The 18,280-nt window shown below is 60.9% G+C and carries 15 protein-coding genes; 6 read left to right on the forward strand and 9 right to left on the reverse strand.

Going from position 1 to position 18,280, the window contains the following annotated elements; genetic code table 11:
• Nucleotides 1–23 precede the first annotated feature (23 nt).
• Nucleotides 24–566 carry an oligoribonuclease gene (gene orn, locus CER19_RS13355; protein WP_003171343.1) on the reverse strand — a complete coding sequence of 181 codons (543 nt, stop codon included), beginning with the start codon at nucleotides 564–566 and terminating at the stop codon, nucleotides 24–26.
• Between the two features lie 108 nt (nucleotides 567–674).
• On the opposite strand from orn, the gene rsgA reads away from it, so the two are divergent.
• Nucleotides 675–1,706, forward strand: coding sequence for a small ribosomal subunit biogenesis GTPase RsgA (gene rsgA / locus CER19_RS13360; RefSeq protein ID WP_116666749.1), 1,032 nt, complete (start codon nucleotides 675–677; stop codon nucleotides 1,704–1,706).
• A 286-nt stretch (nucleotides 1,707–1,992) separates the two neighbouring features.
• The gene (locus tag CER19_RS13365) at nucleotides 1,993–2,442 is read left to right on the forward strand and encodes a type II toxin-antitoxin system PemK/MazF family toxin (RefSeq protein WP_116666750.1); all 450 of its coding nucleotides are present in this window, start codon (nucleotides 1,993–1,995) and stop codon (nucleotides 2,440–2,442) included.
• Between the two features lie 7 nt (nucleotides 2,443–2,449).
• Here the strand turns inward: CER19_RS13365 and motB are convergent, their stop codons facing one another.
• Nucleotides 2,450–3,475 (reverse strand): flagellar motor protein MotB, encoded by a 1,026-nt coding sequence (motB, locus tag CER19_RS13370; RefSeq protein ID WP_116666751.1) that lies wholly within the window; start codon nucleotides 3,473–3,475, stop codon nucleotides 2,450–2,452.
• A gap of 3 nt (nucleotides 3,476–3,478) precedes the next feature.
• On the reverse strand, nucleotides 3,479–4,330 hold the full coding sequence (gene motA, locus CER19_RS13375; RefSeq protein WP_003188041.1) for a flagellar motor stator protein MotA: 852 nt from the start codon (nucleotides 4,328–4,330) through the stop codon (nucleotides 3,479–3,481).
• 166 nt (nucleotides 4,331–4,496) lie between these two features.
• On the opposite strand from motA, the gene CER19_RS13380 reads away from it, so the two are divergent.
• The 3 genes from CER19_RS13380 to asd are packed head-to-tail and all read left to right on the forward strand — an operon-like array spanning nucleotide 4,497 to nucleotide 7,781.
• The gene (locus CER19_RS13380; protein ID WP_116666752.1) at nucleotides 4,497–6,032 is read left to right on the forward strand and encodes an HDOD domain-containing protein; all 1,536 of its coding nucleotides are present in this window, start codon (nucleotides 4,497–4,499) and stop codon (nucleotides 6,030–6,032) included.
• Between the two features lie 57 nt (nucleotides 6,033–6,089).
• Nucleotides 6,090–6,905: a rhodanese-like domain-containing protein gene (locus CER19_RS13385; RefSeq protein ID WP_014716657.1), complete on the forward strand. Its 816-nt coding sequence runs from the start codon at nucleotides 6,090–6,092 to the stop codon at nucleotides 6,903–6,905.
• Between the two features lie 15 nt (nucleotides 6,906–6,920).
• Entirely contained in the window at nucleotides 6,921–7,781 is an 861-nt protein-coding gene (gene asd, locus CER19_RS13390; protein ID WP_116666753.1) for an archaetidylserine decarboxylase, read from the forward strand.
• A 141-nt stretch (nucleotides 7,782–7,922) separates the two neighbouring features.
• On the opposite strand, the gene serB is transcribed toward asd, so the two are convergent.
• Nucleotides 7,923–9,137, reverse strand: coding sequence for a phosphoserine phosphatase SerB (gene serB, locus CER19_RS13395; RefSeq protein WP_116666754.1), 1,215 nt, complete (start codon nucleotides 9,135–9,137; stop codon nucleotides 7,923–7,925).
• 133 nt (nucleotides 9,138–9,270) lie between these two features.
• Here serB and CER19_RS13400 point away from each other — a divergent pair, with 133 nt between their 5' ends.
• Nucleotides 9,271–10,803 (forward strand): HAMP domain-containing protein, encoded by a 1,533-nt coding sequence (locus CER19_RS13400; RefSeq protein WP_116666755.1) that lies wholly within the window; start codon nucleotides 9,271–9,273, stop codon nucleotides 10,801–10,803.
• Between the two features lie 190 nt (nucleotides 10,804–10,993).
• Here the strand turns inward: CER19_RS13400 and CER19_RS13405 are convergent, their stop codons facing one another.
• The 5 genes from CER19_RS13405 to CER19_RS13425 all read right to left on the reverse strand — a co-directional run bounded on the left by CER19_RS13405 (nucleotide 10,994) and on the right by CER19_RS13425 (nucleotide 17,770).
• Entirely contained in the window at nucleotides 10,994–11,707 is a 714-nt protein-coding gene (locus tag CER19_RS13405) for a membrane integrity-associated transporter subunit PqiC (RefSeq protein ID WP_032873461.1), read from the reverse strand.
• Nucleotides 11,708–11,880: 173 nt separating this feature from the next.
• On the reverse strand, nucleotides 11,881–14,145 hold the full coding sequence (gene parC, locus CER19_RS13410; RefSeq protein ID WP_116666756.1) for a DNA topoisomerase IV subunit A: 2,265 nt from the start codon (nucleotides 14,143–14,145) through the stop codon (nucleotides 11,881–11,883).
• A 70-nt stretch (nucleotides 14,146–14,215) separates the two neighbouring features.
• Complete coding sequence (locus tag CER19_RS13415; protein WP_116666757.1) at nucleotides 14,216–15,211, reverse strand: esterase-like activity of phytase family protein; 996 nt, start codon at nucleotides 15,209–15,211, stop codon at nucleotides 14,216–14,218.
• Complete coding sequence (gene parE, locus CER19_RS13420) at nucleotides 15,211–17,115, reverse strand: DNA topoisomerase IV subunit B (protein WP_116666758.1); 1,905 nt, start codon at nucleotides 17,113–17,115, stop codon at nucleotides 15,211–15,213. The genes CER19_RS13415 and parE overlap by 1 nt, the downstream gene beginning before the upstream one ends.
• A 46-nt stretch (nucleotides 17,116–17,161) precedes the next feature.
• A complete protein-coding gene (locus CER19_RS13425; RefSeq protein ID WP_116666759.1) occupies nucleotides 17,162–17,770 on the reverse strand; it encodes a YqiA/YcfP family alpha/beta fold hydrolase in 609 nt (202 codons plus the stop codon).
• Nucleotides 17,771–18,280: the final 510 nt, after the last annotated feature.

Below are 18,280 nucleotides of genomic sequence, written 5' to 3' on the forward strand. Positions count from 1 at the left end.
GCGCATTCACTGGCGCCGCAGAATCAAGCCTTGATGAAATGCTTGCGGTAATGCTGCAACTCGGCAATCGACTCGCGAATATCATCCAGCGCCAAGTGCGTGCTGCCTTTATGGAAGCTGTCTTTGACTTCCGGCGCCCAACGCGCAGCCAGTTCCTTCAAGGTCGACACGTCCAGGTTGCGGTAGTGAAAGTAACTTTCCAGCCCCTTCATGTGCGTATAAAGGAAGCGACGGTCCTGGCAGATGCTATTGCCGCAGATCGGCGACTTGCCCTTGGGCACCCATTTTTCCAGAAAGGCGATGGTTTCGGCCTCGGCTTCGGCCATGCTGATGCGGCTGTCGCGCACGCGCTGGGTCAGCCCGGAGTTACCGTGGGTGCGGGTGTTCCACTCGTCCATGGTGGCGAGTACCGCGTCGCTGTGGTGGATGGCGATCACCGGACCTTCGGCCAAGGTGTTGAGGTTGCTGTCGGTGACAATGGTCGCCATCTCGATGATGACGTCGGTGTCGGGGTTCAGACCGGTCATTTCCAGATCGATCCAAATCAGGTTCTGTGGGTTTTGCATGGCTTGATTCTCTTGGCACCTTGGCGTAGCCGCGCAGTTTAGCAGGCGGGGGCGTGCTAGACTCGCGACCGTTTTACCCAACTTTTGCATTATCGACACGGAACACCAATGGCCAAACGCCAGCTCAACCGTCGCCAAAACTGGCGCATCGAAAAGATTCAAGGTGAACGCGCCGCCCGCGCCGCCAAACGTGAATCCTCCGCCGTGGAAGCACTCGAGGGCGGCGACCTGGGCCCCGAACAAACAGGCCTGGTGATCGCGCACTTTGGTGTGCAGGTCGAAGTCGAGGCGCTCGAAGGCGAACTCGCAGGCCAGATGTTCCGTTGCCACTTGCGCGCCAACCTGCCCGCGCTGGTCACCGGCGACAAAGTGGTGTGGCGTGCCGGCAACCAGGGCATCGGCGTCATCGTCGCCCAGTTGCCGCGCAGCACCGAACTGCGTCGCCCCGACAGCCGTGGGCAACTCAAGCCGGTGGCGGCCAACGTCGACATGATCGTGATCGTGTTCGCGCCGCTGCCCGAGCCCCATGCCAACCTGATCGACCGTTATCTGGTCGCGGCTGAACATGCCGGCATCCGTCCGTTGTTGTTGCTGAACAAATTCGACTTGATCGACGAGCAGAACGCCCCCGCGCTCAATGCGTTGCTGGCGGTCTACCGCACCCTGGGCTACCCGGTGCTGGAAGTGTCAGCTCACCACGGCAACGGCATGGAACAGCTGCAACAACAGTTGGACGGGCGGATCAGCGTGTTTGTCGGCCAGTCTGGCGTGGGCAAGTCATCGCTGGTCAACAGCCTATTGCCGGAAGTCGAAACCCGTGTGGGCCCGCTGTCGGAGCTGTCCGGCCAGGGCACCCATACCACCACCACCGCACGGTTGTTCCACTTCCCGGGCGGCGGTGAGTTGATCGACTCCCCCGGTATTCGTGAGTTCGGCTTGGGCCACGTCAGCCGCAGCGATGTGGAGGCCGGCTTCATCGAGTTCAACGACCTGATCGGCACCTGCCGCTTCCGCGACTGCAAACACGACCGCGAACCGGGCTGTGCATTGCTCAAGGCACTGGAAGATGGGCGCGTGCAACAGCAGCGGATGAACAGCTATCGGTCGATTATTGCGAGCTTGCCTGAGAGCAGTTATTGACGGTCAATTTCTTGATACACATAAACCAGGGCGCTGAACGCCCTAGCCCATTGATTTAACAGGAGCGGGCATCAAGAATCCGGATCAACTGGGTGGCTCATACACGCAAGCCAGCTTGTATTCAGATTTCCTGATGCCCATAATTGCTCCGTCACCAGCGAAAGCTGGCAGGAGTCTGGATCCTTTTCGGGGTTGATCCAGCGGCGCAGAAGGGGCGAAGCAAGCTCCGCTGCGTGTCGAATGAAGCCGCCTTCGGGCGGCTTTGCTTTTTGTGGGGAATTAACATTTGGCTCTCTACTATCACCCCAAACAAGGCGACGTGCTGCTGTGTGACTTCACACGAGGTTTTGTTGCACCGGAAATGCTGAAGATCCGCAAGGTTGTCGTGATATCGCCTACCGCGACCCACAATCGCAAGCTTTGCACCGTGGTGCCAATCTCCTCTACTGCGCCAGAAACCCAGCACGACTGGCACCACTTGCTACGCACCAATCCACTTCAGTCCGATGGCTATAAAGAGCTTTGGGTGAAGTGCGACATGATTTATACCGTCAGCTTCGAGCGCCTCGACAAGCTGCATAGAAAGACTCGCACAAAAGGCCGAGAGTACTTTGTCCCACGCCTGTGCGCCGATGACATGCGGGGCGTAGTTAATGGTGTCAAAGCCTACCTGCCACTCGGACCGCCAATGAAAACGCCCCGAATGATTCGGGGCGTTTTGGTTTCTGCTGTATAGAGATAAGTTACGAGGCCGGCGCAGGCACCGTAGGATCCTTCATCCCGCCATCATCAAACAGGTTCAGCTTCTGGCGCAGCTCATGGGCTGGCAGCGGTTCCTGCTCCGGCGGCAGCGCGTTCGGGTCGGCCGGCACTTCGCCTGGCGCACCGTCGCCCTGGGTCGGTGGCGGTGGCGGTGGCGGTGGGTGATCGCCTTCAATCGCACGCTGGGCTTTTTTGGTCAGCACCACGATATCAATGCGGCGGTTGACCGGGTTGAACGGGTCTTTGGGATCAAACAGCTGCGAGGAGGCAAAGCCCACCACCCGCGCCACTTGCGGGTCCGGGTAGCTGCCGGCCACCAGCGCACGCCGGGCAGCATTGGCGCGGTTGGCCGAGAGTTCCCAGTTGCCGAAATCGCCCTGGCCCGCGTAGGGTTTGGCGTCGGTATGCCCGCTGATGCTGATCTTGTTCGGCACCGCCTTGATGGTGTCAGCCATGGCCAGTAGGATGTCTTCAAAGTACGGCTTCAAGCGCGCACTGCCAGAGTCGAACATCGGCCGGTTGGCGGCATCGGTAATCTGGATGCGTAGCCCCTCGGGGGTGATCTCGAAGGAAATCTGGTCCTTGAACTTCAGCAACTGTGGGTTTTCTTCAACCTTGTTCTGCAATTCCTGCAGCAACAGTTCCAGACGCTCCTGTTCGACCTGCTCGGCCATGGATTCGACGGTGTCGCGCTCAATCGGGATTTTTTCCTGGGGCGATTCAGTTTGCACTTCGGGGTTGATGGTGCGCTCGGGCGCCAGTTCCGGCGAGCCGCCCAGGTCAATGACAAACGGCGTGCCGCTTTCCGAAAAGCCAATCGGGTCTTTGAAGTAGCCGGCGATGGCGATCTTCTGTTCTGGCGTAGCGGTGGACATCAGCCACAGCACCAGGAAAAACGCCATCATCGCCGTGGCAAAGTCGGCGAAGGCGATTTTCCAGGCGCCGCCATGGTGCCCCGCAGCGAAGCGCTTGACGCGCTTGATGATGATCGGCTGGTTGTTTTCCATGGCTTAGCGACCGCGAACCGCTTGTTCCAGCTCGGAGAAACTTGGACGATGTTTCGGGTACAACACCTTGCGCCCGAACTCCACGGCCAGCGACGGCGGCATGCCCGACGCCGATGCCACCAGGCACGCCTTGATCGCTTCGTACAGATTGATTTCTTCCTTGGCATCGTGGGCCAGGGAGGTGGCGAGCGGGCCGAAGAAACCATAGGCGGCAAGAATACCGAAGAAGGTGCCCACCAGCGCCGCACCTACGTGCATGCCGATGGCCGCCTGATCGCCTTCGCCCAGGGAGGCCATGGTCACCACGATACCCAGTACCGCCGCGACAATACCAAACCCGGGCATACCGTCGGCGATGCCGGTCACGGCGTGGGAAGGATGCTCCAGCTCTTCCTTAAGGCTGAACAACTCCATGTCGAACAGGCCTTCCAGCTCGTGGGGCGCCATGTTGCCGGAGGACATGATGCGCAGGTAATCACAGATATACGCGGTCATGCGCTCGTCTTTGAGCACGGCCGGGTACTTGGCAAAAATCGGGCTGGCCGCGGCGTCTTCGATATCGCCTTCGATCGCCATCATGCCTTCGCGGCGGCTCTTGTTGAGGATCTCGTAGATCAGCCCCAGCACTTCCAGATAAAACGTGTGGGAGAAGCGCGAGCTGAACATGCCCAAGGACTTCTTGACCACGTGCATGGTCATATAGCCTGGGTTGGCCTGCAAAAATGCGCCGAACGCGGCACCGCCGATAATCAGCACCTCAAAAGGCTGGATCAGTGCGGCGATTTTACCGTGGGAGAGGACGTACCCTCCGAGCACACTTGCGATGACGACAATGATGCCGATAATTTTAGCCATAGGAGAGGGGTACTTGCGCCGTCGGGTTCATGGACATATTGGGTGCAGCAGAAAACTCTTGTTCTACTTATCGGCAAAACTGCGCCAGACTATAGCCCGTTAAGGCGAAAAGCCAATTCGGCCCGTTCCGGGCGTGTTGAACGCAAGTGATGATCGCGCCCCAATCATGGCAATTGAAACGACAGTCCCAACGAACCGCCCCACTACCCTCGCCGCTTGGATCAAGTGCCTGGACGACGTGCTGCTGCCCGTGCCCCAGGCCAGTCATGAGCGCGTGTGCAAAGCTATTCGCGATAGCCGCAGTTCATTGCGAGATATTGCGGAACTGATGCAAGACAGCCCGGCCCTCGTGCTGAGCGTGATGCGCGAAGCCAACAGCCAAGCCCATGGTAGCCTGGCCGAACCTGCGGAAAACCTTGAAGTCGCGCTTAACCGTCTTGGCCTCAAACGTGCCGAGGAGCTGTTGGCGCGCCTGCCTTCGGTACCCGCCCGCGAAATCCCCGTGGCCTTGCGTCAACTGCTGCTGATCAGCCAGCACGCATCCCAGCAAGCCAACGGTTTGTTCGGCAGTCGCCTGGCGCGGTTGTGGCAGGACATCCACTGGGGCAGCCTGCTGTTTTTGTCGCCACTGTGGCCGATGGCCGTCGCCTACCCCAAGCTTCTGGAGGAGTGGGAGTTGCGGGTGATCCATAAAGGCCAATCGGCGCGCCAGGTCGAGCAACAGCTGTTCGGCGTGCGTTTGCTTGACCTGTGCCTGGGCTTGACCGAAGCCTGGCACCTGCCGATCTGGGTTTCACAGGGCTACAAGTTGCTGTTGGCCGAGCAACGCCTGCTGGTCAAGGCGCTGCACATTGCCCGCCAAGACGATGCCCTGCGCCACCAGCAATTGCTCGATGCCGAGCCCAACCTGCGACGCTGGCTGAACCAGCCGGCCAACACCGTGTTGCTGGCCAACGGCCTGGCGATGTCGGCCCAGGAGTCCTGGACCTGCCCGCACACCGAGCGCTGGCAATACCTGACGGCGCTGTACCTGCAAACGCCGTTGAGCGATGTGCAACAGCAAGCCCACCAGCAAGCGGTGACCAGTGCTCGTACCACCTTGATGCCCGACCTCTGGCACCCGGCGCTGTCGCTGATCTGGCCGTGGCACGTACAGAAAGTCCATCGCGGCTTGCTGCCTGCACCGCCTCCGACTGCCGAAGCGTTGGCCGTGTGGCGCACGCGTTGCACCGAGCTGCTGGTGGAGCCGAGCCGCTTTGCCAACGCCATGCACCTGACCACTTGCGCCAAGGAAGCCCTGGTCGCCAGTGGCATGCAGCGGGTACTGATATTCATGGCAGATCGCGCCTTGAGCACCTTGCGTGTACACCAGGCCGACGGCCTGCCCAAGGACGCGGCTCACCTGAGCCTGGATGTGGTCAACAGCACGTTGCTGCAACGTCTGCTGGAAAAGTCCGCCCAGGTACGCCTGAACCCCGACAACCATGCGCAGTTTTCCGCATTGCTGCCACCGATCCTGCGTCGTCTGTTTATTGGCGAGCACCTGCTGTTGCGCTCACTGAGCTGCAACGGTCGCGTGGTCATGCTGATCGTGGCGGACCAGGGCGGCGGGCCATTCTCGGAAACCACCGTGCAGGCGTTCGGCAAAACCGCCCAATGCATCGAGAAAGCCCTGCACAGCTTTACCAACCGCAGCGCCTGATGCTTGCGCTACAATCACCGGCCTTTATCGCCAACATTTGTGCCCAGGAGACCTCACATGCCTGACTTCTCTGGCTTGCCGCTGGTGATCGAATCCGCCGACCTGTTGGGTCGCCTCGATTCCAAGCACTTGATACTGGTAGACCTCACCAGTGTCGCCCGCTACGCCGAAGGGCATATCCCCGGCGCGCATTTCGTTGACCCCAAGCGCACCCAACTGGGCCAGCCACCCGCACCCGGCTTGCTACCGAGCAAGGCCGACCTGGAAAAACTGTTCGGCGAACTGGGCCACACCCCGGACGCCACCTATGTGGTCTATGACGACGAAGGCGGCGGTTGGGCCGGGCGTTTTATCTGGATGCTCGACGTGATCGGCCATCAGAAATATCACTACCTCGACGGCGGCCTGCTGGCATGGCTGGAGGAAGGGCACCCGCTTTCCACCGACGTGCCCCCAGCAGCCGGCGGCCCGGTCAGCCTCACGCTGCACGACGGCCCTACCGCCACCCGTGAGTACCTGCAAAGCCGTCTCGGCGCGGCCGACCTGGGGATCTGGGACGCTCGTGGCCCGCTGGAGTATTCCGGCGAGAAAGTGCTCGCAGCCAAGGGCGGCCACATTCCCGGCGCGGTGAACTTCGAATGGACCGCCGGCATGGACAAGGCGCGCAACCTGCGTATTCGCCGTGACATGCCGCAGATCCTCGAAGACCTCGGGCTGACCAAAGACAAAGAAATCATCACCCACTGCCAGACTCACCACCGCTCTGGCTTCACCTACCTGGTGGCCAAGGCGCTCGGTTATCCGCGAGTCAAAGGTTATGCCGGTTCCTGGGGCGAATGGGGCAACCACCCCGACACCCCCGTTGAGATTTAAGGTTTAAGGACAGTTATGAAAAAGCAGTTGTTTATCCTCAGCCAGTACTTGCTGCCGCACCACTTGCTGTCGCGCCTGGCCGGCTGTATCGCCGAGTGCCGCGTGCGCTGGTTCAAAAACGCCTTTACCGCCTGGTTCGCCAAGCGCTATCAGGTGGACATGTCCCAGGCCCTGGTGGAAGACCTGACCGCCTACGAGCACTTCAACGCCTTCTTCACCCGCGCGTTGAAAGACGGCGCCCGCCCGTTGGATGCAACCCCAGGCGCAGTGCTGAGCCCCGCCGATGGCGCGGTCAGCCAGCTAGGCCCGATCGAACATGGCCGTATCTTCCAGGCCAAGGGCCACAGCTTCAGCGTGCTGGAACTGCTCGGTGGCGATGCAGCGATGGCTGCGCCGTTCATGGGTGGCGAGTTCGCGACTATTTACCTGTCGCCCAAGGACTACCACCGGGTGCACATGCCGCTGGCTGGTACCCTGCGCGAGATGGTGTATGTGCCAGGGCGGATTTTCTCGGTCAACCAGACCACCGCCGAAAACGTGCCGGAGCTGTTCGCCCGTAACGAGCGTGCTGTCTGCTTGTTCGACACCGAACGTGGCCCGATGGCCGTGGTGTTGGTGGGTGCGATGATCGTGGCGTCGATTGAAACCGTGTGGGCCGGCTTGGTAACGCCGCCGAAACGTGAGCTGAAAACCTTCCGTTACGACCAAGCTGCGCGCGCGCCGATTCATCTGGAAAAAGGTGCGGAATTGGGTCGCTTCAAATTGGGCTCCACCGCTATCGTGCTGTTCGGGCCGGACCAGGTGAAGTGGGCTGAAGAACTGGCAGCGGGTACGCCGGTGCAGATGGGCCAGGGTATCGCCTTGCCTAAAGCCTGATATTGCTGGTGACATCCAATGTGGGAGCCGGGCTTGCCCGCGATGGCGGAGTGTCAGTCAACACATCATTGACTGAACTGCCGCTATCGCGGGCAAGCCCGGCTCCCACATTTTTGCCTGTATTTCTACAGTGAGAACGGCTTATAGCTGACCGTCGCGGTCACGCAAGCCCAGCAGATACAACACGCCATCGAGCCCCAGTGTCGAAATCGCCTGCTTGGCTGACTGTTTGACCAACGGTTTGGCGCGGAAGGCCACGCCCAACCCGGCAATCGCCAGCATCGGCAGGTCATTGGCGCCGTCGCCTACCGCAATGGTCTGCTCCAGGCGCAAGCCTTCCTGGTGGGCCAATTCCTTGAGCAGGTCGGCCTTGCGTTGCGCGTCGACAATCGGCTCCACCGCCACGCCAGTCACTTTGCCATCCACCACTTCCAGCTCGTTGGCGAATACATAGTCAATGCCCAGCTTGGCCTGCAACTGCTTGGCGAAGTAAGTGAAGCCGCCGGACAGGATGGCGGTCTTGTAGCCCAGTCGCTTGAGTTCGGCGAACAGGGTTTCGGCACCTTCAGTCAGGCGCAGCGACGCGCCGATCGAGTCCAGCACGCCCACGTCCAGGCCCTTGAGCAGCGCCAGACGCTCCTTGAAGCTGGCACGAAAATCCAGCTCGCCGGCCATCGCGCGCTCGGTAATTTCCGACACTTGCTCGCCCACACCGGCCGCCTTGGCCAGCTCGTCGATGACTTCGGCTTCGATCAAGGTGGAGTCCATGTCGAACACCGCCAGGCGGCGGTTGCGACGGAACAGGGAGTCTTCCTGGAAGGCGATATCGACATTCAGTTCCTGAGCCACGCTCAGGAAGTCGGCGCGCAGCGCTTGCGCGTCAGCCGGTTCGCCGCGCACGGAGAACTCGATACAACCCTTGCCCTTGTCGGCCGGGGTGTCCAATGGCATGCGACCCGACAGACGGTCAATATGGTCAATGTTCAGCCCGTATTGCGCGGTGATGGAACTGACGCGCTGCAACTGCTCGGCCGTTACCTTGCGAGTCAACAAGGTCACGATGTGGCGTTTTTTGCCCTGGCCTTCCACCCAATGCTGGTAATCCGCTTCGGACACCGGGGTGAAACGCACCTGTTGATCGAGCTTATACGCCGTAAACAGGATGTCCTTGAGTACCGAGGAGGCCTGTTCGGTGCTGGGGATCTCCACCAGGATGCCAAACGACAAGGTGTCGTGGATCACCGCCTGGCCGATGTCGAGAATGTTCACACCACCCTGGGCCAGGACGCCGGTTATGGCTGCGGTGAGACCCGGTCGGTCTTCACCCGTGATGTTGATCAGGACAATTTCGCGCAAAGCGCACCCCCAGGCTGGAAAAAAACCGCATTCTACCCACTTTCAGTGACCATCGGGCACAGCCAGCGCTTTGCCGGCCATGGGCCTGTCGCTATACTGCGCGTCAACTTCACGGACCAAGAGCCGAGCGCAAGTGAACCGGCCCACGCCAGTAAAAACCGATAACTTCTTCCTGCTGATCTTCCGGGCACTGCGCCATCGCCGTGTACCGATTGCATTGCGCATCGCCAGCCATAACGTGATCCTGGTCGCTCTGGCCCTGGTGATCTATGCCTGCGTGATGGGTTTGCAGTTCAAGCAGGCCATGCACGAGCAAGCTGACGCCCTGGGCGCGAGCCTGACAACCCAGACTGCCACTTCGGCGACTGAGTTGCTGGTGTCCAACGACATCCTCAGCCTTAACGTGCTGCTCAACAACCTGACCAAAAACCCGCTGGTGGCCCACGCCGCTATCTATAGCGTGGACAACCGGATCATGGCCGAGGCCGGGCAGCGCCCGAAAAACGGTCTGCTCGGTGAGGCCGAAGGCCTGTATCAGAGCAATATTACGTTCCAGGACGTGAAGGCCGGCCAATTGCGGATCAGCCTTGATATGCAACAGTTCCAGCAGCCGATGACCATCAGCCTGCAAAGCATGGGCATTCTGAGCGCGATCCTGCTGGCTTTGGCTCTGGCCTTGAGCCTGCGCCTGGGCCGGCATATCTCCACGCCCTTGATGCAACTGCGCATCTGGCTGCGGGATATCGACGAACACACTCCGGCTACTGATCGCCAGGATGAAATCGGCGACCTCGCGCGCCAGCTCCACGCCAGCTTTGCCCCGGAGCCAAAAGCGCCTGAAGTCGAGCCCGAGCCTGAGTACGACGACGCCGAGGACTACACCGACGAGCCTGAGTTTGAAGTGCGCGACCTGCGCGACCCAGGCTTCGACGAAAGCGCCCCGGTGGCCGGCCTCAAGCCTGCTCCGCGCCATGTGATCAAGGCCGAGGAAGACGAACTGGACGATGAAGACCCGTTCGCCGACCTGCGCGACACCTCGGCAGCCGCCCCGGTCGCCGCACCGAAACCGGTTGTGGTCAAGAACGCCGAGCCGCAGCACAGTGCCGTACTCGCCGTGCAGCTGGGCTCCCAGGAGCAACTGCGCCGCCTGCCCCGTGCCCGCCTGACCGAACTGCTCGAACGCTACCGCGACTGCCTCGACCAGGCCGCTTCGCTCTACCAGAGCGAACTGCACACCCTGAACGATGGCAGCACACTGATGCTATTCCATAGCGAAGACAGCGGCGAAGACTACCTGACCAATGCCATCTGCTGCGGCGAGCTGTTGCGCGCCCTGGGCCACGCCCTGCAGATAGAAGTGGCCGACAGCGGCATCACGCTGCAACTGCAGCTGGGTCTAACCGTGGGTGACGACCTGTTTGGCATGAGCCAGATCGACCTTCTGCTGACCGAAATCGCCCAGGATGCCCTGGCCTTGTCCCAGCACAGCCGCAACCTGCTGCTGGTGGAGCGCAAGATCAGTGAAGACACGCTGATCCGTCAACGCGCGCGCATCCGCCCGATTGCCAGCCCTGAAGGGGCCAGCTGTGTGGAGCGGTTGATGGAGCCGTATCCGTCGATGCTGGAGCGCCAGTTGGCGCGGATGCATGAGACCCGTAAGCCCTGACTACTGTGGAGCTGGGCTTGTGTGGGAGCGGGCTTGCTCGCGAAGGCGGTGTCAGTCAGCTGGTTTACCCCTGACACACCGCCTTTGCGAGCAAGCCCGCTCCCACAGTTGATCTTCAACATGACCCAAATCCTGCACAAACAAAAAGGCCCGCTTATTCAGCGGGCCTTTTGTTTGTGCGCCATTCAGATCAGAACCTGAACACTTCCAAGTCCGTGCGAATCGGCGTGGCCATCGGCATCTTCGGTTTTTCCGGGGCCGCAGGCTTGGCCTGGGCAGGCGCCTGTTTACGCGGCTGCGCTTCGGCAATCGGCGGCTGGTTGGCCAATGGCTTGAGCGCCACCGACAACTGCTGTGCCAAGTGCTGCAACAGCACACCCTGGGCCTGGACCTGGGACGCAGTGGTGCCGGCGTGTTCTTCCTGCAGGTGCACAATGCGGTTGTCCCGCACCTGCCCGCGACGGTCGATCAGGCGCCACTGTGCATCCAGGATCGCCGGTTGCGACTTGCCGGAATCCAGCCGCGTAATGGTCAGCAACACCTGTACATCCGGGGTGAACCCGGAGGGTCCCGGTGCCAGAACCACACGCTGGCTGTCTAACTGGCCGGCGACCTGACGCAACATCAACTGGTTGATATCCGACGACAGGCTACCGGCCCAACGACCATCTGTGGAACCTTGCAGGCTGCCGTCGTTCTGACGTTGAAGCAGGGTTTCGCGTTGCAGGTAATCGGCAACGACTACCGGCCCCAGCAATACTGCCATGCCAGCGGTTTGGGCTGGCTGAGCCGGACTTCCGCTGTCCAGCTGGTACAGCGACACCGGTTGATGTGTGCTGCAACCCGCCAACCCCAAAAGGCCAGCGAGCATCAAAAATAGAGGAAGGCGTGGAGCAGTCATCATCCCATCCAAGTGGCTGCCACAAGGCGAACCACAATGTAATACTAAAAATAACCTGAACACGCTCGGCCACGCCGGCGCTGGAAAGGCCATATCATCCGTGAATATGCGCCATGACTCCAGCGCGAAAGCATCGATCTACGCGTTAAATCGTAGATCGAGGCCTCTAGTACCGCTTAAACCGGCGTTTCGACCAGCAAGGCATCCACTCGCTGGAAGCCTCGTGGCAGTTTGTTACCTCGCCGGCCGCGCTCGCCCTTGTAGTGTTCAAGGTCGTCAGGGCGCAATGACAACGTGCGCTTGCCGGCCTGGAGCACCAGGGTAGAGCCTTCCGGGACCACGGCGATGTCAGTCACATACTCCTCGCGACTGGCCACCCGGTCACCGGGAATCCCGATAATCTTGTTGCCTTTGCCCTTGCCCAGCTGCGGCAAGTCGCTGATCTTGAACACCAGCAAGCGCCCTTCGGTGGTCACCGACGCCAGCCAGTTGCTTTCACGATCTTCCACCGGCCTTGGCAAAATCACCTTGGCGTTGTTCGGCAGGCTCAACAGCGCCTTGCCCGCCTTGTTCTTGGCCTGCAGGTCTTCACCCTTGACCACGAAACCGTAACCGGCGTCGGAGGCAATGACATACAGCGAATCATCGTCCGGTAACAGCACGCACTCGAAATTCGCCCCCGGTGGCGGCGTGAGGCGCCCGGTCAACGGCTCGCCCTGCCCCCGCGCAGAAGGCAGGGGGTGGGCTGGCACCGAATAACTGCGCCCGGTCGAGTCGATAAACACCGCGAACTGATTGGAACGCCCGGCGGCAGCGGTCTTGAAGCCATCACCGGCTTTGTACGAAAGGCCGGTGGCGTCAATATCATGCCCTTTGGCGGAGCGAACCCAACCCTTTTCCGACAGAACGACGGTAATTTTCTCGTTGGGCAACAGCTCGGTTTCGGTCAGAGCCTTGGCTTCAGCGCGCTCGACGATAGGCGAGCGACGGTCATCGCCATAGGTTTCGGCGTCTTTGATCAGTTCGCTGCGCACCAGCTTCTTGAGCTTGGCTTCGCTGCCCAGCAGGGCTTGCAGCTTGGCTTGTTCCTTGAGCAGCGCATCCTGCTCGTCACGCAGCTTCATTTCTTCCAGGCGTGCCAACTGGCGCAAGCGGGTGTCGAGGATGTAGTCCGCCTGAATTTCGCTCAGCTCGAAACGCGCGATCAGCTCGGCCTTCGGGTGCTCGGCGGTACGGATGATATGAATCACTTCATCCAGGTTGAGGTAGGCAATCAGCAAACCGTCCAACAGGTGCAGGCGGCGCTCGACCTTGTCGAGGCGAAATTGCAGGCGGCGACGCACGGTCTGTACGCGAAACTCCAACCACTCCACCAGCAGGTTGCGCAGGTTCTTCAACTGCGGCTTGCCGTCCAGGCCGATGATGTTGACGTTGACCCGGTAGCTGGACTCCAGCTCGGTGCTGGCGAACAAGTGCTGCATCAGCACTTCGTGATCCACCCGGCTGTTGGTCGGGATGATCACGATGCGGCATGGGTTCTCATGGTCGGACTCGTCACGCAGGTCGGCCACTTGCGGCAATTTCGACGGCTTGGCCTGCATCAACGCGGCGATCTGCTCCAGCACCTTGGCACCCGATACCTGGTGCGGCAGCGCGGTCACAATAATGTCGCCGTCCTCGATGTGGTACACAGCGCGCATACGCACCGAGCCCTTGCCGGTCTCATACATCTTCAGCAGGTCGGCACGCGGCGTGATGATTTCTGCTTCGGTCGGGTAATCCGGGCCCTGGATATGCTCGCAGAGCTGCTCGACCGTAGCCTTGGGCTCATCCAGCAAGCGCACGCAGGCGGTGGCGACTTCGCGCAGGTTGTGCGGCGGCACGTCAGTGGCCATGCCGACCGCAATACCGGTGGTGCCGTTGAGCAGGATATTCGGCAAACGCGCAGGCAACACCAGAGGCTCGTCGAGGGTGCCGTCAAAGTTCGGCCCCCAGTCGGCAGTGCCCTGGCCCAGCTCGCTGAGCAGCACTTCGGAGTAACGCGACAGCCGCGCCTCGGTGTAACGCATGGCGGCGAAGGATTTGGGGTCATCCGGTGCACCCCAGTTACCTTGGCCGTCCACCAGGGTATAGCGGTAGCTGAACGGCTGGGCCATCAGCACCATGGCTTCATAGCACGCCGAATCGCCGTGAGGGTGGAATTTACCCAGCACGTCACCGACGGTACGCGCCGATTTCTTGTGCTTGGAATCGGCGTCCAGGCCCAACTCACTCATGGCGTAGATGATGCGCCGTTGCACGGGCTTCAGGCCGTCGCCGATATGCGGCAAGGCACGGTCCATGATCACGTACATGGAGTAGTTGAGGTAGGCATTTTCGGTGAATTCAGCCAGCGACCGGCGTTCTACGCCATCTAAGCTGTCTGCGAGGATGTCACTCATGCGGGCCTCATCATGGGGTAAGGCGCAGCGGAACTACCGCTGCGCTGATTCAATTCAAAAAAAACTCGATTCATGGCTGGGCACTCCAGCCGCCATCCGGAGCGGCAAAACGATAGACCATCGGACGTTTTTCACCATCGGCACGCGGGCCGAAATTGTTGTCGATCCCGACCCAGGCACCGTCGGCAACCACCAACAGGGCTTCAGCCAGGCCATACGACTGTGGGTAACGTCGCTGCGGCGTCAGGGTTTCATCGGCAAACGACCAGCACAGCTCAACCTTGGCCGTGAGCGGGTCGCGCCGGCAGATCTGGAACGCATTGCGCTCCAGGGTAAAGAGCTTGCCGTTGAACAGCGACAAGTCAGCAAAGTCCTTGGACACGGCCTTGGCGTTGGGGAACTGCGCCGGCTGCACTTCCTGGCCGGCCTCGCTCAACAATACACAACGACCATCACAATCCCACACGCTCTGCCCACGCTTGATCGAGACCAGGCCACGGCGTTCGCGCTCGGCAGCCAGCCAGATCTGATTGCCTTCAGGGTTTACCGCCAGGCCCTCGAACAAGGCATTAAAGTGCAGCAACATGCCACTGGCCCTGGCTTCACGCACCATGCCCGGCGCGATTTTCAACCACTCGGGCGCGCCCGTCGCGGGCACCTGCAGCACCGCGGCGTGGGCTTCGCTGACAATGTAGCGGTTGCCCGCGGCATCACAGCTGATGCCTTCAAAGTCCAGGTCACCGCCGCGTATGAACGAAGCGGCCTTGGTGCGCGAACGCAAGCCCCAAGGCAGGCCGGACTCGGGCACGGGCGGCACGTCGATCTTCAGCGCTTGCGCGCTCCAGGTCGGCGCACGGGTATCCAGGCGATAGATCTGGTCATCATCGCGGTCCGAAACTGTCCATAGCTCGTTGCCACACAACGCCAGGCCCGACAGGTTCCCACCGCGCATGCCGTCAACCGGGTGTTCCGAGACCAGCTTGAGTTCTGCCATGGGCGCGGCAGCCACCTGGGTGACCGCCAGCCCGCTCAATATCAGGATCGCCAGGGCGAAACCTGTGCGCATCAGCCCAGAACCTCGGCCAGGTTGCCTTTGGACTCCAGCCAGGTCTTGCGGTCGCCAGCGCGCTTCTTCGCCAGCAGCATGTCCATCATTTCCGAGGTGGCGGCGAAGTCTTCCAGGGTCAACTGCACCAGGCGCCGGGTGTTCGGGTCCATGGTAGTTTCGCGCAGTTGCGGCGGGTTCATTTCACCCAGACCCTTGAATCGCGTGACCTGTGGCTTGCCGCGTTTCTTCTCGGCCACCAGGCGGTCGAGGATGCCATCGCGCTCGGCTTCGTCCAGGGCGTAGAAAATTTCCTTGCCCAGGTCGATGCGGTACAGCGGCGGCATGGCGACGTAGACGTGACCGGCATCCACCAACGGGCGGAAATGCTGGACGAACAATGCGCACAGCAAGGTAGCAATGTGCAGGCCATCGGAGTCGGCGTCGGCGAGGATGCAGATCTTGCCGTAGCGCAACTGGCTCATGTCCGCCGCGCCCGGGTCAACGCCAATAGCCACGGCGATGTTGTGCACTTCCTGGCTGGCCAGCACTTCGCTGCCATCGACTTCCCAAGTGTTGAGGATCTTGCCGCGCAACGGCAGAATCGCCTGGAACTCCTTGTCCCGCGCCTGTTTGGCGGAACCGCCGGCGGAGTCACCCTCCACCAGGAACAGCTCGGAACGCATCGGGTCTTGCCCGGCGCAATCGGCCAGTTTGCCCGGCAGTGCCGGGCCCTGTGTGATGCGCTTGCGCTCGACCTTCTTGCTGGCCTTCAAGCGCCGGCCGGCGTTGTTGATCGCCAGCTCCGCCAGGGCCAGGCCCAGCTCGGGGTGCTCGTTGAGCCACAGGCTGAAGGCGTCCTTGACCACGCCAGAGACAAACGCCGCCGCCTCGCGGGACGACAGGCGCTCCTTGGTCTGGCCGGAGAACTGCGGTTCCTGCATTTTCATCGACAGCACGAACGCGATGCGCTCCCACACGTCTTCCGGAGCCAGTTTGACGCCGCGCGGCAACAGGCTGCGGTATTCGCAGAATTCACGCATGGCATCCAGCAAGCCTTGGCGCAAACCGTTGACGTGGGTGCCGCCCTGGGCCGTGGGGATCAGGTTGACGTAGCTTTCCTGCACGCTGTCGCCACCTTCGGGCAACCACAGCAGCGCCCAGTCCACCGCTTCTTTATTACCCGACAGGCTGCCGCAGAACGGCTCGTTGGGCAGGCGTTCGAAGTCGCTGACCGAATCTTCCAGGTAGGAACGCAGGCCGTCTTCGTAGTGCCACTCGATCTTCTCGCCGGTGCCTTTGTCTTCAAAGCTGACCAGCAGGCCCGGGCACAACACAGCCTTGGCCTTGAGCACGTGCTTGAGGCGACTGATGGAGAATTTTGGCGAATCGAAATACTTGGGGTCCGGCGCAAAGTACACGCTGGTGCCGGTGTTGCGCTTGCCCACGGTGCCGATCACTTCCAGGTCGGTGGCTTTGTAGCCATCAGCGAAGGTCATCTGGTACTCGTTGCCGTCGCGCTTGACCTTGACCCGCACCAGGGTCGACAGGGCGTTGACCACGGAAATACCCACGCCGTGCAAACCGCCTGAAAACTGGTAGTTCTTGTTGGAGAACTTACCGCCGGCATGCAGCTTGGTAAGGATCAGCTCGACGCCCGGCACACCCTCTTCGGGGTGAATATCCACCGGCATGCCACGACCATCGTCGGACACTTCCAGGGAATGGTCGGCGTGAAGGATGACTTGCACCGACTTGGCGTGCCCGGCCAAGGCTTCGTCGACGCTGTTGTCGATGACTTCCTGGGCAAGGTGGTTCGGCCGACTGGTGTCGGTATACATGCCGGGGCGTTTGCGCACCGGGTCGAGGCCCGAGAGGACTTCGATGGCGTCGGCGTTATAAGAGCTAGCGCTGGGAGTGGCCATGGGGTCTCGTCGTGAGTCGTTCGATTAAAAAGTGACCTGCGATTTTCTACAGTGACGAAAAATCGAAGGATTGAAACTGATCTGCGCCAATACCGGCAAAGCACAACAGGGCCGGCAATTGCTGGGCGAACCCCTGGTAACCATGGTCGCCACCGGCCTGGATGCGCAAGGCGCAGGCCCGGTAGTACTGTTGGGCCAGGCGATAATCCAGGGTTTCGTCCCCGGTCTGCAACCACACCTGATAACGCGCGGCATCCTGGGGCGCCGGTACTTCCAGCTCGGCCAGGGCCGTGACGTGGTCCTGTGTCAATTCCCAGGTCTCATCGGTGTAGAGGTTCTTCTGGGTGCCCAGATAACCGTCGAACATCCGATGGGGGCTGACCGCCGGGTTGACCAGCAGCGCCTTGAGGCCATGGCGTTCGGCAAGATGGGTTGCATAGTAGCCGCCGAGTGAGCTGCCGACCAGCAGTGGCCGGCCCAGTTGCGCAATCGCTTGCTCTAATTGAGGAATTGCCTGACGAGGGTGGTGATGCAGCGCCGGTACTCGTAACTGGTCGGACAGGCCAAGGGTGCCCATCACGGTGGTCAACTGGCTGGCCTTGTTGGAAGCCGGCGCACTGTTGAAGCCGTGGATATACAGGATCGAAGCGGACATGCCGGGCTCTCCGTGCTGGGGCCAAAGAGACGCAGTTTACAGGGAATGCAGGCAGAAGCGGACCCAATGTGGGAGCTGGCTTGCCTGCGATGGCGGCGATTCAGTCAACGAGTCAGCGCCAGGTACACCGTCATCGCAGGCAAGCCAGCTTGTATGGTTAGACTTGTAGGGGTGGTGGGACTAAAAGCCAGCATCTGACTCTAGCCAGTACAGACCGTGGGAGACTTCGCCCCACCCCTTCACCAAAGCGCCGATAAGGAATGCATCGGCCATGACCGACGATAGAAGCAAGCCAGCGCAATGGTGAAGCCCCGACAAGCCTGCAAACCCTAACCCGGAGCGTTTTTCATGGCAATGACTGTCTCGCAATCAATCATCGGTGTGGATGTCGCCAAGGCCGAAGTTGTGGTCTATCGAAGTGAAACGGCTGAAACAACGATCGTACCGAACAATAAACCTGAGCTGAAAACGTGGCTGAAGTCGTTGCCCGCAGGTAGTGCAATTGCAATT

Source organism: Pseudomonas sp. GL93 (genome assembly GCF_003408955.1).
GTDB lineage: Bacteria > Pseudomonadota > Gammaproteobacteria > Pseudomonadales > Pseudomonadaceae > Aquipseudomonas > Aquipseudomonas paracarnis.